The following is a 23,899-nucleotide window of genomic DNA, read 5'->3' as shown; positions in this document are numbered from 1 at the left end:
AAACCGGAAAACCGGAAAACCGGAAAACCGGAAAACCGGAAAACCGGAAAACCGGCGATCAGGTGAACTTGCGGTACAAGCGGGTCAGGTCAAAAATTTCATCCAACTTCTCAAATCGATCGCGGGTTTGGGGCCAGTCTTGGGCCTGGACGCCTGCGATCAGGGCTTCGAGCAACATGATTGTGGCAATGTTGCTGTCCCAGGCTGATGGGATTTCGCCCCAACAGCTGAACACCGGACTTGCAATTTTGGACACAGGCGACCCCCATTGATCTGTAATCAGGATCACCCTAACGCCTCGGCTTTCAGCCAGCTCTGCCAGGCGCTGCAGATTGGTTTCATATCGGCGGATATCAAACATTAGCAACACGTCACCTGCTTTCATATCCACCACATAATGGGGCCAGGTCGCGGCGGAACTAGTCATATGTGTTACGTCAGGTCGGATCGCCTGCATGTGGGTGAACGCATATTCAGCCAGCGCCCGTGTGATCCGTCCGCCAACCACAAATAATTGTGATTCCCGATTGGCAAGCATACGCACAGCACCTTCAAAGCTATCCGTATCCACATGTTGCAGGGTCTGACGCATATTATTCATCGCCGCATCCGCGAATCGGTTGAGAAGATGTGATTCTGGGGCTTCGGATGCCCAGAGGTCACGTTTCTGAATGGGCCCTGACAGTTGGGCCTCAAGTTCGCGACGTAATGCTTCGTGAAACTGGGGGAACCCGCGAAAGCCTAGTTTCTGTACCATGCGGGCGACGGTTGGCGTTGAAACCCCAGCGTTTTCAGCAACGATCGTGATCGAAGCTAGGCCGGATGCTGGATAGTTTTCCAGCAATGAGTTGGCGAGTTTGCGTTCTGACTGGGTCAGCGTGTCATATTGTTGACGGATCAATTCACGAACGGTCTCGCTGTTTTCCTGTGTAGTCTCTGACATATCACCTCACCGTTGCCTCTGAAAACAGGCTCTGTTTCAAGTGAACTTAGCGGTCGATGAGCAAAATTGCAAAAGGGGTGAAATTATATTGACACAGTAAATGTTTTTAGAAATTATCTCTTCAGAATTGAGGGGCGATCATTCAGGAGGGGGAGCCTGCCGTGCTGAACGAACACACTATCGGAGAGGTCGTGCGCATCTCAAATGCTGAAGGTGCGGGCAATGTTGTGGTGATCTGTGAACACGCGTCTGCCCGAATTCCAGATGTTCTGAATGGCCTTGGCCTGTCTCACGCGAACCGGCAAGCACATGCTGTCTGGGATCCGGGTGCATTGGTTGTAGCAGAACATATTGCCCGCACACTAGATGCACCGCTGATTAGTGCGGGTGTATCCCGCCTGGTTTATGATCTGAACCGTCCGCCCGACGCTTCTGGTGCAATGCCTGCGACATCTGAACTGATCGATGTGCCTGGGAACGAGGACTTGACGCAAGGCGATCGCGATTTACGCACGCAACTGGTCTACGATCCTTTTTGCATGGCTGTGCATGAACTATTGGATCAGCGTAAAGAACGTGGTCAGGCGACTGCAATCATCACCATGCACAGTTTTACTCCCGTCTATTACGGCGAAGGCCGTCCGACAGAAATTGGTATCTTGCATGACAAGGACACGCGCCTGGCAGATGCGATGTTGGCGCAGCCAACCCCACGCCGTACGGACCGCAATATGCCTTATGGACCGGAAGACGGCGTAACCCATTCGCTGCAGATCTATGGCATTGACCGGGGCCTGCCCAACGTCATGATCGAAGTGCGCAACGACCTGTTGGGAAGTGATGCGGACTGTATAACTCTTGCAGAGGAACTGCTTGCCATGTTGCGCCCGGCACTGAATCAACTGAATTTTTCAGAGGGGCAGACATGAAACGCGCAGTCCTGACCTATATCCGTGTAATCGACGCAATGAACTACCGCGTTGGCCGGTTTGCCATGTATCTGCTGTTTGTCTTGATCGGTGTTCTGCTGTGGTCCATCTTTATGCGTGCCATGTCGTATAATTTTGACGGCTTCATCCCGGCAGGTTGGACGATTGAGATCGCGAAATTCCTGCTGGTCGCTTACTTCATCGTCGGCGGCCCATATTCCATGCAGCTAGGGGCAAATGTGCGCATGGATCTGTTTTATGGTGGTTGGACGCCAAAACAGAAAGCTTGGATGGATGCGATCACTATTCTCTTTCTCGCTTTCTACCTTAGTGTGGTTCTAAATGGTGCCGCGTCCAGCCTCGCTTATGCGCTGGGGGCACATTACAAGCTGGGCGCTTGGGAGTTCTTCGGCATGCTGATCAGCAGCTTTTTCACTGGGGGCTTTGACGCCGCTGGCGAACACCTTGGCCGTTTTGAAGCCACCCGCACCTGGAAATTGCCGCTGTGGCCGATCAAACTGACGATTGCGCTGGGCGTGATCTTGATGCTGCTCCAGGCCTCTTCCGAACTCCTGAAAGACCTCTTGCGCATTCGCGGGGAAGAAATCTGATGTCCTACGAACTCATCGCCCTTCTGATGTTTAGCGGCATGATGCTGATGATGCTGACTGGTCAGCGTGTCTTTGGTGCCATTGGCTTTGTCGGCTCAATGGCGGGGCTGACGCTGGGCTGGCCCGGCGGATCCGAGATCCCCTTCACGTCGATCATGAAGCTGATGCAGTGGTATTCACTGGTCTCGCTGCCGATGTTCATCTTTATGGGCTACGTCCTGGCCGAAAGCAAAATCGCGGATGATCTGTATAAGATGTTTCATGTCTGGATGGGTGGCACCAGTGGCGGTCTGGCCATCGGGACAATCCTGTTGATGGTGCTGATTTCCGCGATGAACGGCCTGTCCGTGGCCGGTATGGCCATTGGGGCAACGATTGCCCTGCCTGAACTTCTGAAGCGCAACTATGACAAGATCATGGTCACTGGGGTGATCCAGGCCGGGTCCTCCCTTGGTATTCTTGTGCCTCCGTCTGTGGTTCTGGTGCTTTACGCCCTGATCGCGCGTGCCCCTGTGGGGCAGCTTTGGCTGGCGGGCATTATTCCAGGCCTGATGATGGCGACGATGTTCATCATCTATATTTATGTGCGCTGTCGCCTTCAGCCACATCTTGGGCCGCCCCTGTCAGATGAAGAACGCGGTCAATATACACGTGCCGACAAAATCCGACTTTTGCGTGCAGGCCTGCTGCCGATTGCGATTTTCATGATCATGATGGTGCCTTTTGTCATGGGGATGACGTCTCTGGTCGAAGCTTCTGCCGTGGGGGCACTCGCCGCGTTCTTTGCTGCTGTATTCAAGGGCCGTATGACCCGCGAGGTGTTTGAAGTGTCCGTGCGTCAGACCCTGGCGATCACCTGTATGTTCCTCTGGATCATTGCTGCGGCTCTTGCTTTTGGTGCGATCTTTGATGGGCTGGGGGCTGTGAAAGCGATCGAGGCCCTTTTCACTGAAAAGCTGTCCCTGTCTCCGTGGATGATCCTGGTCATCATGCAGCTTAGCTTTTTGATCATGGGAACATTCTTGGATGACACCGCCATGCTTGTGATTGTTGCCCCGCTTTATGTGCCTTTGGTTGGTGCACTTGGCTTTGATCTGGTCTGGTACGGCGTGCTGTACACGATCACCACCCAAATCGCCTATATGACGCCCCCCTTTGGTTATAACCTGTTTCTGATGCGCGCCATGGCGCCACCGGAAATCAGCCTGCGCGATATCTATCAGTCCATCATTCCGTTTGCTTTGGTGATGGTTCTCGCGTTGGCCCTTGTGATGATTTTCCCGGAATTGGCCCTGTGGCTGCCCGGATATGTTTACGGAAATTAAACACAGAAGAAGCCCGCGCAAAAGTGGGACATTTTCAACAAAGGAGACGACACAATGACGACAAGACGTAAGTTTTTAGCCTCCGCCGGTGTTGGCGCAGTAGGTGCAAGCCTCGCGGCCCCGGCGATTGCCTCGGGTAAAATTACTTGGAAAATGCAGACCTATGCTGGGGCTGCCTTGGCGGAGCATGTGATCACACCCGCGATCAATATGTTCAACAAGATCGCCGGCGATCGGATGGAGATCGAACTGTATTACGCAGATCAGCTTGTTCCGACTGGCGAACTGTTTCGTGCGATGCAGAACGGTACCATTGATGCGGTTCAGTCTGATGATGACTCCATGGCGTCCCCGACTGAAGTCACTGTTTTCGGAGGGTATTTCCCATTTGCTTCGCGTTATTCTCTCGACGTGCCTGTGTTGTTCAATCAATACGGCTTGAATGAAATCTGGGACGAACAGTATTCCGCCGTGGGTGTGAAGCACATCTCTGCCGGTGCTTGGGATCCGTGCCACTTTGCAACCAAAGATCCGATCCGTTCGCTTGCGGATCTGCAAGGTAAACGTGTATTTACCTTCCCAACGGCAGGCCGTTTCTTGGAACAGTTCGGCGTTGTGCCGGTGACGCTTCCTTGGGAAGATATTGAGGTTGCCGTGCAAACCGGTGAACTTGACGGCATCGCATGGTCCGGCATCACCGAGGATTATACTGTCGGTTGGGCTGACGTGACCAACTACTTCCTGACCAACAATATTTCTGGTGCATGGGCAGGGTCTTTCTTTGCCAATATGGATCGCTGGAATGAGCTGCCTGAAGATCTGCAAACCCTGTTCCGCGTTTGTACGGATCAGTCGCATTACTATCGCCAGTGGTGGTATTGGGGTGGTGAAGCGTCCCTGCGTGTGAATGGTCCAAAGATGGAACTGACATCTATCCCTGATGAAGAATGGTCGACGGTGGAAGACGCAGCTGTCAAATTCTGGGACGAAATCGCCGCAGAATCTGAAACCAAAGCGAAGGTCGTTGAGATCTTCAAACAGTATAATGCGGATATGGCAAAAGCCGGTAAGCCGTACCGTTACTAAATCACATATCCGGGCGGTGATTGCGCCGCCCGGATACCTATCTAAGACCCTGAAAGGCGCCCCCATGACCCTAAGTTTTGACGATCTGAAGTTGCAGGTTTCTGCAGGAGAAGTTGATACAGTATTGATCTGTATGATTGACATGCAGGGTCGTTTGATGGGCAAGCGTTTGGTTGCGCAGTATTTTATCGACAGTGGTTGGGAAGAAAGCCATTGCTGTAATTACCTGCTGGCGACCGACCTTGAGATGGCGACGCCGGATGGCTACGCCAGCACGTCTTGGCAGGGCGGTTATGGTGACTACATCATGAAGCCCGACCTTGAAACCATTCGCCCGATGCCTTGGTTGGATGGCACTGTGATGGTGCTGTGTGATGTGCTGGATCATCACCACAATCCTGTGCCGCATTCCCCGCGCGCTGTGTTGAAGAAACAGATTGAGCGTTTGGAAGATATGGGGTTTTCTGCCGTTATGGCGACGGAGCTTGAGTTCTTTTTATTCGCCAAATCATTCGATGAAATCCGTGCGGAAGGCTTCCGTGATCTGGAACCAATCAGCGCGTACAATGAAGATTACCACATCTTCCAGACCACCAAAGAAGAACATGTGATGCGGCCGATCCGCAATCATTTATACGCCGCCGGCATCCCGATTGAGGGGTCAAAAGGCGAAGCGGAAGCAGGCCAGGAAGAGCTGAACATCAAATACGCCGCCGCCATGGATTGCGCCGACAATCACACGATTGCCAAACATGCGGTCAAGGAAATCGCTTGGCAGCAGGGCCATGCCGCAAGCTTTTTGCCGAAATGGCATAAGGAGCGTGTTGGGTCAGCGTCACACGTGCATCAGTCGCTTTGGAAAGACGGCGAGAACGTGTTTTATGATGCGGATGCACAATATGGCATGTCCGAATTGATGCGTCATTACATGGCGGGAATGATCAAATATTCCAGCGACATGATGGTGTTTTTGGCGCCCTATGTGAACAGCTATAAGCGCTTCCAAAAGGGCAGTTTTGCCCCCACCGGCACGGTTTGGTCGATTGATAATCGCACGGCGGGTTTCCGTCTGTGTGGCGAAGGCAGCAAGGCGATCCGCGTGGAATGTCGCGTGGGCGGTGCCGATCTGAACCCCTATCTCGCGATGGCCGCGCAACTGGCGGCGGGGATTGCTGGGATGGAAGAAAAGCTTGAGCTGCAAGCGCCCCAGGCTGGGGATGCCTACAATGATCCGGATGCGAAGAAATTGCCTGCGAACTTGACAGAATCCATGGACGCGCTGAATGCGTCGGACATGCTGAAAGCGGCGTTTGGTGAGGATGTCGTCGCGCATTATCACCGCTGCGCGCAGTGGGAACAGGAAGAATTCGACCAGGTTGTGACCGATTGGGAAATCGCGCGGGGCTTTGAGCGGGCATAAGGTTGCACCGTTCAATTTGAGTATTTTTGGCAAGATGAAAAAGGGGCGGAGATTGCCCCTGATCGTGAAAAGGAAGATGGCATGGGCCAGGTTTTGAAATGTATCTCACCGATTGATGGATCCGTTTACGCGGAACGTCCGGTGTTGACGCTTGAGGCCGCGCAATCAGCGGCCAAATCGGCGCGCGACGCACAAAAAGCATGGGCTGCGCGCCCGGTACAGGAACGCGTTGATCTGGTGATGGCGGGTGTTGCAGCTGTCGGTGCGATGAACGATGAGATCGTGCCAGAGCTTGCCCATATGATGGGTCGCCCCACCCGTTACGGCGGTGAATTTGGCGGCTTTAATGAGCGTGCGGGGCATATGGCAAGCATCGCTGTGGAAAGCCTTGCGGATATCGAAGTGGGCGAAGATGCGACGTTTAAACGTTACATCAAACGCATCCCGCACGGTGTGGTTTTTGTGGTCGCGCCTTGGAATTATCCTTACATGACGGCGATTAACACGGTCGCGCCGGCCTTGATTGCGGGCAACACGGTTTTGCTGAAACACGCGACGCAGACCTTGCTTGTGGGTGAACGTATGGCGCAGGCGTTTCATTCTGTGGGCATCCCGGAGGACGTGTTCCAAAACGTGTTTCTATCGCACGATGTGACCAATGATCTGATTGCGGGAAATGCCTTTGATTTTGTCAACTTCACGGGCTCTGTGGGCGGTGGTCAGGCGATGGAACGCGCCGCTGCGGGCACGTTTACCGGCGTTGGCACGGAACTTGGTGGGAAAGATCCGGGTTACGTCATGGAAGACGCCGATCTGGATGCCGCCGTTGATACGCTGATTGACGGTGCGATGTTCAACGCAGGTCAGTGCTGCTGCGGAATTGAACGCATCTATGTACATGAAAGCCTTTATGATGCTTTCGTTGAAAAGGCCGTGGCGATTGTGAAAGGTTACAAGCTGGGCAACCCGATGGAGGCGGACACCACAATGGGTCCGATGGCGAATGTACGGTTTGCGCAAGAAGTGCGCGCCCAGATTGCCGAGGCCCTGGCCGATGGTGCTGTGGCCCATATCGACACAATGGATGAGGATGACGGCGGTGCATATCTGACGCCGCAAATCCTGACCAATGTGACCCATGATATGCGGGTGATGCGCGACGAAAGCTTTGGTCCGGTTGTTGGCATCATGAAAGTGTCATCCGACGCGGAAGCGATCAAATTGATGAACGACAGCGAATTTGGCCTGACCGCCAGCCTGTGGACGCAAGATGTCGACCGGGCGGCGCGTATTGGCGATGACCTGGAAATCGGTACTGTCTTCATGAACCGCGCTGATTATCTTGATCCGGGCCTGTGCTGGACCGGCTGTAAAAACACTGGGCGCGGGGGTGGTTTGTCTGTGATTGGCTTCCACAACCTGACCCGTCCGAAATCCTACCACTTGAAGAAGGTGACATCATGAACCTTGTTGGAAACTGGTCTTATCCGACCACGATGAAGTTCGGCGCTGGCCGTATTAGTGAGCTGGCTGAGGCCTGCAAAAGCCTTGGCATGAAGCGCCCGCTTTTGGTGACAGATAAGGGCCTTGCGCCTTTGCCGATCACCGCACAGGCCTTGGATATTCTGGACGGCGCCGGTCTTGGGCGTGGGATTTTTGCAGAAGTTGATCCGAACCCAAGTGAATTGAACCTCGCCGCCGGTGTTGCCGTTTATAAGGCGGGCGGTCATGATGGTGTGATCGCATTTGGTGGTGGCTCGGGCCTTGATCTTGGGAAAATGGTGGCTTTCCACGCCGGTCAAACCCGCCCGATTTGGGATTTTGAAGATGTCGGCGATTGGTGGACCCGTGCCGATGCGGATGCCATCGCGCCGATCATTGCGGTGCCGACGACTGCTGGTACGGGGTCCGAGGTTGGGCGCGCGTCTATCCTGACGAATTCCGTGACGCATGAGAAGAAAATCATCTTCCACCCCAAAGTTCTGCCCGCGATTGTGATCGCCGACCCAGAGCTGACCGTGGGCATGCCGGGCTTTATCACGGCGGGCACCGGGCTTGATGCATTTGCCCATTGCGTGGAGGCGTTTAGTTCCCCGCATTATCACCCGATGTCCCAAGGCATCGCACTTGAGGGCATGCGTTTGGTCAAGGATTATCTGCCGCGCGCGTTCAAGGATGGCACGGATATCGAGGCCCGCGCGCATATGATGTCGGCGGCGGCGATGGGGGCGACGGGCTTCCAAAAAGGCCTTGGCGCGATCCATGCGCTCAGCCACCCAATTGGCGCGGTTTACAACACCCACCACGGCACGACGAATGCGGTTTGCATGCCTGCGGTGCTGGACTTTAACGCCTCTGCGATTGCGGATCGCTTCGATATGGCGGCGGCGTATTTGGGGATTGGGGGCGGCTTCATGGGCTTCCAAAGCTTCGTGCAAGAGTTCAACGACAGCCTCGGCATTCCGCGCAAACTGTCTGAAATGGGTGTGAAGGACGACCAGTTGGATGAACTGGTGCGCCAAGCCCTCGCCGACCCATCCTGCGGTGGAAATCCGGTGGAACTGACCGCTGAAAACACAAAACAGCTGTTCGTTGACTGTATATAAAACGGTCATTTTTTGAAAATCTTCCCTGCCTAGATCACCTCTGGGCAGGGGGAATCGCGTTTTTGTTGGCGTAATTTTTATAAAACCCCTGAAATCTGGACTTATTTTTTCATATCAGCGTGGTTGGTGAATTTTATGAAAATCGTCGTAAATGCTAATTTTCCAAGATAAATTTTGACATTTTCCGTCGCATATAATCAGATTGTCATACGGCTTTTAGATTCTGGCTATATCCCTGTGCCGCAATGACCGATTGTCTGGTACATGGAGGAGCGTTTTCGGGACTATCGTTTCGGAACACAGGTTTGGATTAATCAGCGGATGCTGGTGAGGCAAACCAAAATTCGTGTCGGGACAACCGGCCGATCAAAAACTAGGGAGAGTTTATATGACAAAATCTACGATTAACCGCCGCTCGGTGCTGAAGGGCACCGCAGCTGTTGGTGGTGCTGCGCTTGCGACACCTGCATTGGTACAAAACGCGCTGGCAACATCCGGCGAAATCAACATCCTGATGTGGTCAGACTATCTGCCAGATCAGTTTATCGCCGACTTTGAAGGCGAAACTGGCATCAAGATCAATTACACCGGTATCGGTTCCAATGAGGAAATCATCAACAAGATGAAAGCGACCAACGGTCAGGGCTTTGACATTGTGTCACCGACCAACAACCGTTCGCTTCAGTGGGAACCACTTGAACTGCTTCAGCCGTTTGACATGTCCCGTGTTGAGATCGACCGCGTGAACCCTGCGATGTCCGCCATTGGCGAAAACGCATGGAACTTTGGTGGCAACGGTTCCACTTGGCTGCCGCACATCTGGGGCACCGAAGGCATGGCATGGCGCACCGATCTCTGGGCACCTGCTGGTGATGCACCGTCTTATGGTGATGTATGGTCCGAAGAAAACGCTGGCAAAACCATGGGCCGCGCGCATTCCATGATGTTGGGTGCGGGTCTGTACATGGAAGCGTCTGGCGAAATGGAGCCAGGTTCCATCTGGGCAGCCTATGAAGATGAAGACAAAATGCGCGAAGTCTGGGGCAAAGTCACTGACTGGTGTATCGCGCGCAAAGACCGCATCAAACTGATCTGGAACGATGCAGATAGCCAGAAAAACGGCCTGTTGAACGACGGTGTGATCGTTGGTCAGACATGGGATGGCCCGCCTCTTGCGCTTAAATCTGCTGGCGAACCAGTGACATACCAAGCGCCTGTTGAGGGTGCGATGGCTTGGGTTGACGGCATGTCTATGCCAACCGGCGCGTCGAACATCGATCAGATCTATGCGTTCATCGAATTCGCTTATCGTGCGAAAGACGCTGGCGTTGCGATTGACAGCCATGGCTATAACAGCCCGGTTCTGGGTGCGGATGCGCATACTGGCGACGTTTATAAAAAGAACTTCGCGGAAGCTTATCCTGGTGACAGCCTTGGCAACCTGAACCCATGGCCTGCAGAAGCGCCTTGGTATGCGGCTGTGCGGACTGAGTTCGTGAACCGTTTCAAATCTGCATAGGTAGATTTCCAGAAACAATATCCGGCCCTTACGGGGGCCGGACCCCTCCGGGACTGACGCCGGAGATCAGACCACCAGTAAGGTGGCAAATGTCAGATTACACTACAGTGGGGAGAAACACATGAGTGCTGGTGTCGGGGTGAACCTCGAGAACCTATGGATTAGGTTCGGCGATTTCGTTGCAGTGCGCGACGCAAACGTAAATATTAACGGCGGCGATTTTTTTTCGTTCCTCGGCCCATCAGGCTGCGGGAAGACGACGATTTTGCGGTCTGTTTCAGGATTTCTTGATCCGTCCGAAGGGCGGGTTTTGATCGGCGGCAATGACATGGCGGGCATCGGCCCAAACAAACGCCCCACCGCTTTGATCTTTCAAAACCTCGCCTTGTTCCCTCTGATGAAAGTCTGGGAAAACATCACGTTTTCTATGGAAATCAAAGGTGCGTCCGCCAAGGAACGCCGCAAACGTGCGGATGAACTTTTGGACATGATTGCGTTGCCGGGGCAGGGTGATAAATTGCCGTCTGAGCTGTCTGGCGGTCAGAAACAACGTGTGGCGATTGCCCGTGCGCTTTGTGCGGAACCCGATGTTTTGTTGCTGGATGAACCGCTGTCAGCGCTTGACCTTAAGCTGCGTCAACACATGCGCACAGAACTTCGTGAAATCCAAAAACGCGTTGGCATTACCTTTATTTACATCACCCACGACCAAGGCGAAGCGCTGACCATGTCAGACAATATCGCGGTGATGAAAGCGGGGATCATCGACCAAATCGGTGACGGCAAAACCGTTTACAACGATCCATCAACCGCCTTTGTTGCGTCATTTGTGGGCGAAAACAATGTCTTCCGTGGCACGGTTAAGGAAATCCGCGGCAAAGAAGCATTGATCGCCACCAACCGGTCCGGTGATCTTGTGTCCCGCATTTCCACCGCCAATCAGGGCAAGATGAATGTCGGTGACGAAGCCATGATGTTCATCCGCCCTGAGGCGCTTTCCATCGCGGAAACTGGCCGTGCAGGTGATCATTTCGTGACGGCGAAAGTCAATCATGAGGAATTTGAAGGCAACACGTTCAACATCTTCACCGAAGGTGACGGCGGCAAGGAAATCAAAGTATCGATCCCCAATCTTGGTCAAACTTTTGAGGACCACACCGGTCAGCAGATCACCTTGGAATATGAGACACAGAATGCTGTGGCTGTTCCTGCCGGTGAACTGGCGACGGAATAAGGGGGCGTTATGAAAAACGGTTTCCTTAAAAACTTCTACCAGCACAATGGTAAGGTGATGGGCACAGCGCTGCTTGTGATCATCTCTTTCTGGATCGGGGTGTTGATCATCCTGCCCCAGCTGTCGATGCTGGATTATTCCCTGCGTGAATATCTGCCCTCTGGCGAGGTCGGGAATTACACGCTGAAAAACTATCGTCACCTGATCTATGGTGCCGAAGGCGCGTCTGACCCTTACAACTATGTTGACCTTAAGGTCTTCATGCGCACCATTATCGCGGCGATCTGTGTTACGATCTTTAACCTGATCCTCTGCTACCCGATCGCGTTTTTCCTGGGCCAGGTCGCCAAAGGCATGAAGCTGCGGGTCTTTGCCCTGCTTCTGATCATCCCTTACTGGATCAATGAAATCCTGCGGGCTTTCGCGCTGAAGATCATCTTTGGGGCGACGGGTATGATCAACGCGGTGCTGATTGGCATGGGCATTCTGGATGAACCTTTTGACTTCATCCGGGCGGATATCGCGCTCTATGCGGGTCTGGGCTATGCTTATATTCTGCTGATGGTCTTCCCGATGTATAACGTCATTGAAAGCCTTGATGGCAACCAAATCGAGGCCGCCCGTGACCTTGGTGCGCCTTGGTGGCGGATCCATGCACGTATCGTTATTCCATACGCGAAACCTGGTATCTCTTCCGGTGCGACCATGGTGTTTATGTTGTCTGCGGGTGCTTTGGCTGCGCCTCAGATCCTTGGCGGGCCAAGTTCGCTCTGGTTTACGCAGATCATCTATCAGTGGTTCAACGACGGCGGGAACTGGTCGCAGGGTGCGGCCTATGCAATCGTGCTTCTGACCAGCTGTATCATCATCGTGCTTGCGTTCATGAAGCTGTTCAAAGTGAACATGGGGGATATTGGCAAATGAATAATCTCTTCCTTCGTGTATCGATCTGGGTCTATCTGGGCATCTTCTTTGCCTATCTGCTGGGTCCACTCGTCATCATGGCGATCACGGCGTTCAACTCCAATGGCTTTCCAAGTGTCAGCCCATGGGAATGCTTTACCTATGCCTGGTTCTCGGAACTGTTTCAGGATGAACGTATCCTAAACGGCATCAAGAACTCGGTTATTGTGGGCATCGGCACCGTGATCATGTCTGTGACCATGGGTCTGGCAGGGGCGCTGATCCTGACGCAGGTCTGGCCAAAACTGCGGGCGACTTACTATACCATCGTGATTGCGCCAATTCTGGTGCCGGGCGTGGTGCTTGGTATTTCCACCGTGGTCTTCTGGCAGCGGGTGAACAACTGGCTGGGTCTTGGCCCGGACAGCATCCTTGCGGATGGTCTGTTCCTGACGATCATCGGTCAGTCCACCTTTATCGCCAGTTACTGTATGCTGGTTCTGGTGGCGCGTCTGCAACGCTATGACCTGACCTTGAACGAGGCGGCTTTGGATCTGGGTGCAACCCATACACAGGCGTTTCGTAAGATCCTTCTGCCCTTCATGATGCCGGCGCTTGCCACATCTGCGGTGCTGGCGTTTCTTGCAAGCTTTGAGAACTATAACACCACGACCTTCACGTTTGGGGATTACCCGACGCTGACGATCGAGCTGGCGCAAAAAGTGCGTTACGGCATCAGCCCTGCGATATCGGCGCTCGCCTTTATCATCATTGTGCTGACGGTGTTTGGTGCGCTGACCAATGAGGCCCTGAAGCGCCGCAAGGAACTTCAGGCTGCATCAAGCGGGGACACGGTGAAAAAGGTCGATGGTGGTTTCCGTCTGCCAGCGATCCTGTCGCGCAACCCGGCCATGATCGCTTTGATCGCGCTGGTGGCGGTGATTGGTCTGTCGACGGTGAATGCCATGTCGCATAACCCGGCGCAGTGTATTGCGGATGTGAAAGAGGAACGCGATATGCAGCGTGCCCTAGAAGCAGAAGCCAACCTGCGTGCCCTTGCCGAACGTCGTGCAGCTGCAGCAGCAGCCCGTGCGGCAGAAGCTGCGGCCAACGGTGAAACCACTGAGGGCACAGCACCTGCAACGGGTGGGTCTTCTCAGACGGGGGGTACTGGTGCCTTTGGTAACGTCTTTGCACCCACAAATCTTGATGGGGCTGAAGATGATGGTGGGGCTGAAACAACAGAAGAAGCTCCAGCCAGTCCTTTCGGGTCTGTCTTTGATCCGGGGAACCTCTCTGGTGAAGAGGGCTCTGACGGGAACTGACACCGGATACATAGCAAGCAAAACGGGCGCCCAATAAGGCGCCCGTTTTTGTTTTCGAGATTGTCTAAATTGTGGGGGCTCTTTTTGATTTTCCAGATCTTTGTTTCCGATTTGGGTGAAGTACATCTTTTGGTGGAATCAATTCTCGCGTGAGTACCTTTCAGGTTATTGATTTTGCACAAAAGTACAGGTTGAGAGGAAAAGCATGCGGCGGCTACATGGGCTAGTTCCCCAGTATCGCAGTTTCTCCCTGACGCATGTTTTTCGCGTTGCTTTAAGCCGTAGAGCAGCCAATGCCTGACAGAACCATACTGGTGTATTCCCTTGCCGACCTGGGCGTCACCGCAGCGAATTACAATTTCAGCACGATTGTGACGGGTGGCAGCTTTACCGTTGCCGCGGGTGCAACGCCGTCTGTTGCAACGGTTTCTGACACAGACAACGAAGACAACATCTTCAACGACGGTCGGCCCAATTCCCAGGGCGGGTTTGCTCAGGCACCGTTCCAACAATTGACGGGTAACATTGATGGTACCGTTTTTAACGGCATAGCGACCAATCCTGAAAATGAGTTTGAGGTTTTCAATTCTTCCGGCGTCTCCGTCGGATTTATCTATGATCTGCACAACGGCAATTCGGCAAGTTTTGGTTCTTTACAGGGCTATGTCACCACATTTGAATTGATAGCGGGTGAAACATATACTGTTGGTCCACCCAATGGCCTCGGAAATGCGACTTACAGTGAACTTCTGACATGTTTTGTGAAGGGCACGCTGATTTCGACTGTCGCAGGGCAGAAGCTGATCGAAGACCTGCAGATCGGAGATATGATTGTCACCCGTGATAATGGCCAGAAACCTGTGCGGTGGGTCGGTATGAAGACAGTGGTCGGGCAGGATGCATTCGCACCGATCATTTTTCGCAAAGGCGCGGTTGGAAATCTCCGTGATCTGCGTGTTTCGCCGTTGCATCGTATGTTGATCAGCGGATGGCAGTCTGAGATGCTGTTTGGCGATGCCGAAGTTCTTGCCTGTGCCAAACATCTGGTGAATGGCGATACTATCTATTCGGAACCCTGCGATCAGGTCACATATTACCATGTGCTTTTTGATCAGCATGAAATTATTCTGGGCGAGGGCTGCCCTTCAGAAAGCTTCTTTCCTGGTCCGGCGACGCTTGGGTCTGTCGAATATGAAGTGCGGGAGGAACTCTTTGCACTGTTCCCGGAACTGGCCACCCATCCTGAAATCTATGGCCCGACCGCCCGACGCTGCCTGCGCAAGCGCGAGGCAGCCCTGATTGCCCCCCGTTAAGGTTCGGGCGAGTTTGATTTTTGATTTCACCGAGGCCTGAGTGTTTCGACTGGCCCTTCCTTCGTGATCATCGTGGTGCTTAATGTATGATCCGTATTTTGCATCCGGTGGCTTAGCAGTTTCTGGGTCAAGCGTAACATCTCACCCGCAAATTCCGGCTTTTCCGCAATGTTCTCAAGTTCACCACGCCCCTCGGCATCAAATAACATCGGTTCCATGCCTGCCGCGAAATGCACCAAGGTAAACCGTTCTTCTCGTAGGATCGCACAATTAGAATTACTTTGACTTAATTGATGCTTTTCCTGCCATGGGGTTGGCGAGATCGGGTTGGCGAAGTCAAATTCTGAATATGCATAGTCCCGCCAATTCGGTGTTTCCTGACGTAGCCAGGGCAGCAGAGATCGCCCATCCATGGATGATGGAATATCGGCGCCGATCCAGTCCAGGATGGTTGGGGTGATATCGCTGGATTCTGTAAAGGCGCTGATCTCACCATGTTTTTCACCAGGCGCACGTATGATCAGCGGCGTGTGAAATGCACCCTTGAACGGGGCAAGTTTCCCCCAGGCATGGCGATCCCCCAGCAATTCCCCGTGATCCGCTGTGACCACCAGAAGTGTATCATCATATTGCCCACTGTCTTTCAGCCAAGTCACAACGCGGCCAAGATGATGATCCACTTCTGTAGCCAGCCCCAAATAGACAGCACGTAGTGTCTGAACGTTTTCGTCGCTGTCGTCCAGATCGGGAAAACCCTCTACCGTGCTGGAAATCTGGGCGTAATCATGCAGGGGTTTCATATAAGGATGAAAGCTTTCTTCCTCATGCCGCGGCAGGCGTTCGGGCAGGGGCAGGGCCGCGGGATCATACATGTCATTGTAAGGCGCGGGGGCATTAAATGGCGGGTGCGGCCGGATCCAAGTCAGATGGGCAAACCAAGGTTCGCCTTCCCGATCTTTCATGCCTTCTAAGAATTGATTGGTCAGATATGCGGTGTCGCTGTCTTCCGCTCTGTAAAGCGCGGGATCATTTGGGCGGGGTGTCTGGCCTTTTGGTGTGTTCACACGAAAAATGTCAAAAAGGTCGTCGCCTTCGATGTTGTAGCCTTTCGCACGCAGATCAGCCCGCCAGCCGTGGCTTTTTTCCAGACGCATCTCGCATACTTCCCGAAAGCCGTTCATCGGATGCTCGTAGGTTGTTAAGGCTGGATGTCCTTCGGGGTAAGCGCGCGGATCTTGTGACGTGTCAGTATAACCGAACAACAGGGGGGTATACCCAACCTTCGCGGCCTGTGTCGCAAGGTTTGGTGTGTCATGTGCCAGTGGTGTGCCGTTGCGAATACTGCGATGGTTCATGGCATAACGTGCGGTCAGTAGGGATACACGAGACGGGCCGCAGGGGTTGGTGACGGAATAGTTGTTTTTGAAAACCGTACTTTCAGCCATGAGGGCGCGTAAGTTGGGTAACTGTACATGATCAGCCAAAGCTCCATGCACGCAATCAGCACGCAGCTGATCAATTACAATGAACAATACATTTTTGCGGGATTTTGGTTGATTGGCCATGTGCATTTCCCCTCTTGGGCGTGGTCCTCAGGAATAGCTAGCGAAGGGAATGCCACGGGGCAATCCTAAATTGACGCGGGGTATCATCAAATCTTTTTGCAAATCGTTCGCAACTAGATTGACAGTTGCGAACGATTCTCATAAACGAATTTCAACACAGGAGAACCCTATGAAAATCACATCCCGTATTCTAAGTTCTGTCGCGGGTTTCGCGATGATGGCAGGTGTTGCCCAGGCTGAAGATCGCTTCAAGGCCGTGACCACTTTCACCGTTCTCGCGGATATGGTGCGCAATGTGGCGGGGGACGTGGCGGATGTGGAAAGCATCACCAAGCCGGGTGCAGAAATTCACGGATATCAGCCAACGCCGCGCGACATTCTGCGGGCTCAGGATGCGGATCTGATTTTCTGGAACGGCATGAACCTGGAACTGTGGTTCGAACAGTTTTTCCAAAATCTCCGTAATGTGCCATCGGCAACCCTAACGGATGGCGTTGTACCGATGTCCATTACCGAGGGATCTTATGATGGCAAACCAAACCCACATGCCTGGATGTCTTTGGATAACGCCCACATCTATATCGATAATATCCGCGATGCCTTTGTGGAGCATGACCCAGACAATGCCGACGTTTATGTCGCAAATGCGAGGGCATACAAAGCACAGTTGACCGCCGAAATCGCCCCCCTGCGTGAGGCAATTCAGGCCGTGCCGGCAGATGAGCGTTGGCTGGTGTCCTGCGAGGGCGCGTTTTCTTACCTGATCCGTGATTTCGGGATGAAAGAACTGTACCTCTGGCCGATGAACGCGGACCAGACTGGCACACCCCAGCAGGTGCGCAAAGTGATTGATGGCGTGCGCGATAACAACATCCGCGCGGTCTTCTGTGAAAGCACCGTGAACAACGACCCGGCCCGTCAGGTGGCACGTGAAACCGGGGCGGAATATGGCGGGGTCTTATATGTCGATAGCCTGACCGAAGCAGACGGCCCTGTGCCAACATATTTGGATCTGCTGCGCGTGACTTCTGAAACCATTGCCTCTGGCCTAACCGGAGAGAACTGATGTTTGATCAGACACAAAATGGCATTTGCGCTGACGGTGTGACAGTGACCTATCGCAACGGCCATACGGCGCTGCGCGATGCAAGTTTTGACATCCCCCAGGGTACGATCACCGCGCTTGTTGGGGTGAATGGGGCTGGGAAATCGACCCTGTTTAAGGCGCTTATGGGGTTTGTGCCGGCGGCGAAGGGGGATATCTCGATTTTGGGCATGTCGGTGAAGCAGGCATTGAAGCAGAACATCGTTGCCTATGTGCCCCAGGCGGAAGAGGTTGACTGGACATTCCCTGTGTTGGTCGAAGATGTGGTGATGATGGGGCGTTATGGACACATGGGGTTTTTGCGCCGTGCCTCGGCGGTCGATCACCAGGCGGTGACGGATGCGTTGACCCGCGTTGGAATGGTCGATTTTCGCCATCGCCAGATCGGTGAGCTTTCCGGCGGGCAACGTAAACGGGTGTTCCTTGCGCGTGCCCTGGCCCAAGACGGCAAGGTGATCCTGTTGGACGAACCGTTTACGGGCGTCGATGTGCAAACCGAAGATGCAATTATCGAACTTTTGCGCGGCTTGCGAGATGAGGGCCGTGTAATGTTGGTGTCGACCCATAACCTTGGATCTGTGCCAGAATTTTGCGACCGCACTGTGTTGGTGAAGGGCACAGTCTTGGGGCATGGATTGACCAAAGATGTCTTCACCCAAAAGAACCTAGAAGCGGCCTTTGGGGGTGTGTTGCGGCACTTTGTTCTGGGCGGGAAAGACCTGCATGACGATGATGATGCACGTTCGGTCACTGTGATCACCGACGACGAACGCCCCTTTGTTGTTTATGATGAAAAGGGCACAGGCGATGCTTGATACCCTGCTTTTACCCTTTGAATATGGCTATATGACCAATGCCATGTGGGTGTCGGCCCTGGTTGGTGGGGTGTGTGCCTTTCTGTCTGCCTATCTCATGCTGAAGGGCTGGTCCCTGATCGGGGATGCACTGTCCCATTCTATCGTGCCAGGCGTTGCGGGGGCCTATATGCTGGGCCTGCCTTTTGCTTTAGGGGCCTTTGCCGCGGGTGGTCTGGCGGCGGGTGCGATGTTGTTTCTGAACCAGCGCACTGGTCTAAAGGAAGATGCCATTATCGGGCTGATTTTCACCAGTTTCTTTGGCTTGGGCCTGTTTATGGTTTCTGTTTCGCCGACGTCGGTGGATATTCAGACCATTACCCTGGGTAATATTCTTGCAATCACGCCGGAAGACACGCTGCAGTTGGCGATTATTGGTTTTGTATCTCTTGGAATCTTGATCCTGAAGTGGAAAGATCTGATGGTTGCGTTCTTTGATGAAAGCCATGCACGGTCTATCGGGTTGAACCCGGACCGCTTGAAGTTAATGTTTTTCACGCTTTTGTCTGCGTCTTGTGTTGCAGCCTTACAGACGGTCGGCGCGTTTCTTGTCATCGCTATGGTGGTGACACCAGGTGCAACAGCCTATTTGTTGACGGACCGTTTCCCGCGCCTGCTGATGTTATCTGTCGCAATCGGGGCGGGCACCAGTTTCTTTGGCGCCTATGCCAGTTTCTTCCTGGATGGGGCGACCGGTGGCATCATCATCTGTCTGCAGACGATCCTGTTCCTGCTGGCCTTCACCTTTGCGCCTAAACACGGATATCTGGCCGCACGTCGCAAAGCACGTGCTGCCCTGACGGAGACCACGACATGATAGAAGAGCTTCTTCTTCCGTTTCAGTTCAGCTTTATGGTCAATGCGTTCATCATTGTTGCAATTATCTCTGTCCCAACTGCATTGTTGTCCTGCTTCCTTGTTTTGAAGGGCTGGTCTTTGATGGGCGATGCCATTTCCCATGCGGTGCTGCCGGGTGTTGTGCTGGCCTATTTGGTGCAGATTCCACTGGCAATCGGCGCTTTTGCAGCTGGGATGTTATGTGCACTGGCAACCGGGTTTCTAAAAGAAAACAGCCGGGTGAAACAGGATACCGTCATGGGCGTGGTGTTTTCCGGCATGTTTGGATTTGGTCTGGTGATTTACACTTGGGTCGATACGAATGTGCATCTTGATCACATTCTTTTTGGGAACATGTTGGGTGTTGCGTCCGCTGATATTATCCAGGCTGGGCTGATTGCGTTGGGTGTGTCTGGCGTGCTTGTGTTGAAATGGCGTGATTTCCTTCTGCATGCCTTTGATCCGGCCCAGGCGCAGGCTGCGGGTCTGTCAGTGGGTTGGTTGCATTATGGATTGTTGGCGATGTTGTCTCTGACGATTGTTGCAACGTTGACGGCGGTGGGGATTATCCTTGCGATTGGTCTGTTAATTGCACCGGGGGCGATTGCATTTTTGATCACAAGGCGGTTTTCGGTGATGTTAATTGTATCGACAGTGATCACCTTGTTTTCCGGGTTGGGTGGCGTCTATCTCAGCTTTTTCTTGGACAGCGCCCCCGCGCCGACGATCATTTTGATCCTGACGATTATCTTTCTGATCTGCTTTGGCGGAACGTTGCTGAGAAATCAGCAAATTGTCGCACAGCAATAACGTCTTTTGCTGGGAACAGCGTTTGACATCAGCCCCGGCGCCCGTCAGAATTTGCACATCTGACGTGTCGGAGCTTTGTGTTTCCGACATGTGCAATTGTTGCAGGAGGTCCTATGACCCATTTAAGCCAAAAGTCTCTTTTAATGGTTTCGGCGGCAGCGCTGTGCGCGATGACTGGGGGCGCGATGGCCCAGGATCGTGGCGCATGTGGCCAGTTAGTTGCATTGACTCACAGCCAGTATCTGATCACCGGCGCGACCGCCCCGGCAATTGATACAGTGGTTTCCATCGCCCGGCGTGAACCGGCGTATATTGAACTGGAAATCGGCCAGTCCACCGGACTGACAATTGAAACCAGCAGCGGTACAGCCGACCCGGTTCTGGTGATGTTTGATGCCAGCGGTAATCCACTTCTGGGGAATGACGATGGCGCTGGCGGACTGAACTCGTTGCTTAGTCTCGAACTGGAACCAGGCCGTTATTGTGCGCAGGTTAGCACCTATACCAGTATCCCGGATGGTACCGGTACGCCCACCGGTTTCAATGAAAACATTCCGCTGCAGATCCGCACAGGCTTGGAAACGCCCGCCGTCGACAGTGGTGCAGGCGGTCAGCCTGCTGCGAACTGTTTCGCAATGTCCAACCTTACACGATTGGAAGATCCGATTGGCGCAGGAATGGACGCAATTTCTCTGAACGGTTCTGTGCCTTATGCTTATTCTTTCAGTGTTGAGGACGGCACAAATATGTCGTTGGTGGCGCGCAGCACGACGCTTGATACATTGTTGACCTTGGTTGATATCAACGGCAACGAGATCGCATCTGATGATGATGGCGCCGGTGGAACAGACAGCCATATCGGCATCGACTACGGATTGCCTGCAGGTGATTATTGTGTTGCGGTGACCGGATATGACAACACAGCCACGGGCCCTGCGGATCTGACAATTTCTGAGTATTCAGAAAATGTCGGTTCAGGTTCTGGTGGCGGTTCAAACGCCCCCGCCAACCCTTGTGGTGACCCTTCCAATACGACGACAGTGTCCGCAGGTGAAACCATTCAGGGGTTCCTTGATGGTGCCAGCAGTGATTTCCGTTTTGATCTGTCCGAACCTATGGCTATGCGCTTGACTGCGACCAGCAACAATATCGACACCTATCTGTGGCTCTATACCGCGGAAGGTTCGCTTTTGGGTGAAAATGACGATGCGGATGGTCTGGGCACGGGCAGCCGTATTGAGTATAGCGATCAGCTTCCTGTCGGGTCTTACTGCGCCGTGGTCACGGCTTTTGGCGGTGAGGGCAACGGTAACTTTGATCTGCAGCTGATGGAACTGTCCGAAGAAGCCCTTCTGAAGGAAGCTTACGATAACGCCGAACTGATGCCTCCGGCGTCCTCAGGTGTTGAGATGATTGATCTTGGCCTGCTGCAGCGCAATCTGCGCACCGATAATGCGGGCGGAGAAACACAGTGGTATCTGTTTGAAGTGGAAGAAGAAAGTTTCGTTGTGATTGACAGCGCCTCTGTCGGGGCGGTTTCTGAAATCGCTTTGTTTGACTATGAAGGCAGCGGTCAGCGCATCGCCAGCAGTCAGGTCAATGGGGAAAGCATCAGCGCGCGGTTGGTGAAGAAAATCGGGTCAGGCATCTATGCCCTCGCGGTGGTTCCGGATCGTTCCGCAAGCGCTGGTGTTGGTGCTTCGGCACTGTCGCTGCAGCGTTATATCCGCCCCCCCCGTCAGTAATCACGAGATACTGATATGAACAAAAAAGGCCGGCATCCTACGATGTCGGCCTTTTGTCTTTGAAGATGTCAGGCCGTTGATCAGGCCTTGCCACAGAGGTCAGAAGTCGACGGTCACTCCGGGCAGGTTTAGGCTTTTCATCAGTTCCCGCAGCTCTTGGCGTGCAGTTACATTGGAAATATTCATCTGCCCGGCAACACCGATATCCCGCAAATCCAGCAGGGTTAGGCCACGTGGAAACAGCTCGCGGAAGATCACGCGATCACCAAAACCTTTGACAACCCGGAAACCAATGCGTTTGGACAGACTTTCTAGCGCTTCTTCCATCTTTTTCTTGTTGTGCATGGCCTGGGCGGCAAGGCGGTTTCGTACAATCACCCAGTCGATGGGGGGGAGGCCAGCCTGTGCGCGCAGTTGACGGGCATTCCAGACCATTTCGGAATAGACCGACGGCCCTTTGATATCATTGCTTTCCGGGTCCATCCGGGCCAGCAGGTCAAAATCAACGAATGAATCATTGAGGGGCGTGACCAATGTATCCGCCAAGGAATGTGCAACTTGGCTTAACCGGGTATGTGATCCGGGGCAGTCGATCAGGATGAAGTCGCATTCATTCTCGATCGCAGAAACGGCCATGGAAAGGCGGCGGTCAAATATGTTTTCACCGGGGTTTAGTTCTGACTGATCCACCTGCGGCAGTTCATGATATTCAGGGGACGGCAGCTGCACACCGGCAGTCTTCATCGCCTGTTCACGGTTCTGCACAAAGCGCCCGAAACTTTTCTGACGTAGGTCCAGATCCAAGACCCCAACCTTATGCCCCATCCGGGCCAGTGCAGTTGTAATATGCATCGAGGTCGTAGATTTCCCCGAACCGCCTTTTTCATTTCCAACGACGATAATATGCGCCACGACTGCCCCCAGGATTTAGGTAATATTGCCTTTTCTCGGCAACTATATGTTGTGTATCGCAATATGGGAAGTCGTGGCGGTTTTCAAGCGATCCTGTTACAATGCCCGGGTTATCCCCCCATCTACGCGAATGTTCTGTCCGGTGATATATCCAGCAGCGTCAGATGCTAGAAACGCAATGGTGCCAGCGATTTCATCCGTCGTGCCGTAGCGCTCCATTGGGATACGCTTGCGAAACTCTTCCTTCTCCGGCAATGAGTTAATGAACCCTGGCAGGATGTTATTCATGCGAATTCCTTTCGACGCATATTGATCTGCGAACAGTTTGCTAAACGCGGCAAGCCCCGCGCGCATCACACCGGATGTCGGGAAAACCGGATCAGGTTCAAAGGTTGCGAAGGTTGTAATATTGATAATTGATCCGTTTCCCTGCGCTTCCATGATCGGTGCAACCAGGCGGGTAGGGCGCAGGGCAGATAGAAAATACACCTCCATACCCTCGTGCCAGTCTTCATCCGTCAGCTTTAAAATATCATCGCGAGGGCCGTGCCCCGCGCTGTTCACCAGCACGTCAATACGACCCCAAGCTTGCATCGCAGCGTCAATCACAGCCTGTACATCCCTGGTGTTCTGATTGGATCCAGTGACCCCCACACCGCCCAATTCCGCCGCCAAGGCTTCGCCTTTACCAGATGATGATAGGATCGCCACCTTATAGCCGTCCGCTGCAAGTTTCCGTGCGGCAGCCGCCCCCATGCCTGATCCACCAGCGGTGATGACGGCGGTTTTCAATGTGTTGTTCATGTGATTTCTCCAGTTGATCTGGAGGTAGACTGACAGATGACAGGAGGTTCGAC

At 53.4% G+C, this 23,899-nt stretch carries 21 protein-coding genes; 17 read left to right on the top strand and 4 right to left on the bottom strand.

Going from position 1 to position 23,899, the window contains the following annotated elements; genetic code table 11:
- Window positions 1-58: 58 nt before the first annotated feature.
- Window positions 59-943, bottom strand: coding sequence for a MurR/RpiR family transcriptional regulator (locus tag ACPGUT_RS04155; protein WP_423989055.1), 885 nt, complete (start codon window positions 941-943; stop codon window positions 59-61).
- A 161-nt stretch (window positions 944-1,104) separates the two neighbouring features.
- On the opposite strand from ACPGUT_RS04155, the gene ACPGUT_RS04150 reads away from it, so the two are divergent.
- The 12 genes from ACPGUT_RS04150 (at window position 1,105) to ACPGUT_RS04095 (ending at window position 15,214) form a co-directional block, all read left to right on the top strand.
- Window positions 1,105-1,872 (top strand): N-formylglutamate amidohydrolase, encoded by a 768-nt coding sequence (locus ACPGUT_RS04150; protein WP_423989054.1) that lies wholly within the window; start codon window positions 1,105-1,107, stop codon window positions 1,870-1,872.
- The gene (locus ACPGUT_RS04145) at window positions 1,869-2,483 is read left to right on the top strand and encodes a TRAP transporter small permease subunit (protein WP_423989053.1); all 615 of its coding nucleotides are present in this window, start codon (window positions 1,869-1,871) and stop codon (window positions 2,481-2,483) included. The genes ACPGUT_RS04150 and ACPGUT_RS04145 overlap by 4 nt, the downstream gene beginning before the upstream one ends.
- Window positions 2,483-3,808 (top strand): TRAP transporter large permease, encoded by a 1,326-nt coding sequence (locus tag ACPGUT_RS04140; protein ID WP_423989052.1) that lies wholly within the window; start codon window positions 2,483-2,485, stop codon window positions 3,806-3,808. Before ACPGUT_RS04145 ends, ACPGUT_RS04140 begins: the two co-directional genes overlap by 1 nt.
- A 54-nt stretch (window positions 3,809-3,862) precedes the next feature.
- A complete protein-coding gene (gene dctP / locus ACPGUT_RS04135) occupies window positions 3,863-4,894 on the top strand; it encodes a TRAP transporter substrate-binding protein DctP (protein WP_423989051.1) in 1,032 nt (343 codons plus the stop codon).
- Between the two features lie 64 nt (window positions 4,895-4,958).
- The gene (locus tag ACPGUT_RS04130) at window positions 4,959-6,314 is read left to right on the top strand and encodes a glutamine synthetase family protein (protein ID WP_423989050.1); all 1,356 of its coding nucleotides are present in this window, start codon (window positions 4,959-4,961) and stop codon (window positions 6,312-6,314) included.
- Between the two features lie 81 nt (window positions 6,315-6,395).
- A complete protein-coding gene (locus tag ACPGUT_RS04125) occupies window positions 6,396-7,778 on the top strand; it encodes an aldehyde dehydrogenase family protein (protein ID WP_423989049.1) in 1,383 nt (460 codons plus the stop codon).
- On the top strand, window positions 7,775-8,920 hold the full coding sequence (locus tag ACPGUT_RS04120) for an iron-containing alcohol dehydrogenase (RefSeq protein ID WP_423989048.1): 1,146 nt from the start codon (window positions 7,775-7,777) through the stop codon (window positions 8,918-8,920). The genes ACPGUT_RS04125 and ACPGUT_RS04120 overlap by 4 nt, the downstream gene beginning before the upstream one ends.
- A 388-nt stretch (window positions 8,921-9,308) precedes the next feature.
- Window positions 9,309-10,439, top strand: coding sequence for an extracellular solute-binding protein (locus ACPGUT_RS04115; protein WP_423989047.1), 1,131 nt, complete (start codon window positions 9,309-9,311; stop codon window positions 10,437-10,439).
- Window positions 10,440-10,560: 121 nt separating this feature from the next.
- Window positions 10,561-11,673, top strand: coding sequence for an ABC transporter ATP-binding protein (locus tag ACPGUT_RS04110; RefSeq protein WP_423989046.1), 1,113 nt, complete (start codon window positions 10,561-10,563; stop codon window positions 11,671-11,673).
- 9 nt (window positions 11,674-11,682) lie between these two features.
- Window positions 11,683-12,597 carry an ABC transporter permease gene (locus tag ACPGUT_RS04105; protein WP_423989045.1) on the top strand — a complete coding sequence of 305 codons (915 nt, stop codon included), beginning with the start codon at window positions 11,683-11,685 and terminating at the stop codon, window positions 12,595-12,597.
- The gene (locus ACPGUT_RS04100; RefSeq protein ID WP_423989044.1) at window positions 12,594-13,901 is read left to right on the top strand and encodes an ABC transporter permease; all 1,308 of its coding nucleotides are present in this window, start codon (window positions 12,594-12,596) and stop codon (window positions 13,899-13,901) included. The genes ACPGUT_RS04105 and ACPGUT_RS04100 overlap by 4 nt, the downstream gene beginning before the upstream one ends.
- 293 nt (window positions 13,902-14,194) lie before the next feature.
- Entirely contained in the window at window positions 14,195-15,214 is a 1,020-nt protein-coding gene (locus tag ACPGUT_RS04095) for a Hint domain-containing protein (protein ID WP_423989043.1), read from the top strand.
- 26 nt (window positions 15,215-15,240) lie between these two features.
- Here ACPGUT_RS04095 and ACPGUT_RS04090 read toward each other — a convergent pair whose 3' ends face one another.
- Window positions 15,241-16,779 (bottom strand): sulfatase-like hydrolase/transferase, encoded by a 1,539-nt coding sequence (locus ACPGUT_RS04090; RefSeq protein WP_423989042.1) that lies wholly within the window; start codon window positions 16,777-16,779, stop codon window positions 15,241-15,243.
- A 169-nt stretch (window positions 16,780-16,948) separates the two neighbouring features.
- Here ACPGUT_RS04090 and ACPGUT_RS04085 point away from each other — a divergent pair, with 169 nt between their 5' ends.
- The 5 genes from ACPGUT_RS04085 to ACPGUT_RS04065 all read left to right on the top strand — a co-directional run bounded on the left by ACPGUT_RS04085 (window position 16,949) and on the right by ACPGUT_RS04065 (window position 22,130).
- Entirely contained in the window at window positions 16,949-17,845 is an 897-nt protein-coding gene (locus ACPGUT_RS04085) for a metal ABC transporter substrate-binding protein (RefSeq protein WP_423989041.1), read from the top strand.
- Window positions 17,845-18,699, top strand: coding sequence for a manganese/iron ABC transporter ATP-binding protein (locus ACPGUT_RS04080; RefSeq protein ID WP_423989040.1), 855 nt, complete (start codon window positions 17,845-17,847; stop codon window positions 18,697-18,699). The genes ACPGUT_RS04085 and ACPGUT_RS04080 overlap by 1 nt, the downstream gene beginning before the upstream one ends.
- Complete coding sequence (locus tag ACPGUT_RS04075) at window positions 18,692-19,555, top strand: metal ABC transporter permease (RefSeq protein ID WP_423989039.1); 864 nt, start codon at window positions 18,692-18,694, stop codon at window positions 19,553-19,555. Before ACPGUT_RS04080 ends, ACPGUT_RS04075 begins: the two co-directional genes overlap by 8 nt.
- Window positions 19,552-20,385, top strand: coding sequence for a metal ABC transporter permease (locus ACPGUT_RS04070; protein ID WP_423989038.1), 834 nt, complete (start codon window positions 19,552-19,554; stop codon window positions 20,383-20,385). The genes ACPGUT_RS04075 and ACPGUT_RS04070 overlap by 4 nt, the downstream gene beginning before the upstream one ends.
- 113 nt (window positions 20,386-20,498) lie before the next feature.
- Entirely contained in the window at window positions 20,499-22,130 is a 1,632-nt protein-coding gene (locus ACPGUT_RS04065) for a DVUA0089 family protein (RefSeq protein WP_423989037.1), read from the top strand.
- Between the two features lie 99 nt (window positions 22,131-22,229).
- On the opposite strand, the gene ACPGUT_RS04060 is transcribed toward ACPGUT_RS04065, so the two are convergent.
- Both ACPGUT_RS04060 and ACPGUT_RS04055 read right to left on the bottom strand, forming a co-directional pair.
- Window positions 22,230-23,042, bottom strand: coding sequence for a division plane positioning ATPase MipZ (locus ACPGUT_RS04060; RefSeq protein WP_423989036.1), 813 nt, complete (start codon window positions 23,040-23,042; stop codon window positions 22,230-22,232).
- A 96-nt stretch (window positions 23,043-23,138) separates the two neighbouring features.
- Complete coding sequence (locus ACPGUT_RS04055) at window positions 23,139-23,846, bottom strand: SDR family oxidoreductase (protein ID WP_423989035.1); 708 nt, start codon at window positions 23,844-23,846, stop codon at window positions 23,139-23,141.
- Window positions 23,847-23,899: the final 53 nt, after the last annotated feature.

Origin of the sequence: Halocynthiibacter sp., assembly GCF_049608145.1 — a bacterium.
Lineage (GTDB): Bacteria > Pseudomonadota > Alphaproteobacteria > Rhodobacterales > Rhodobacteraceae > Halocynthiibacter.
This window is presented reverse-complemented; position numbering and strand designations above follow the sequence as displayed.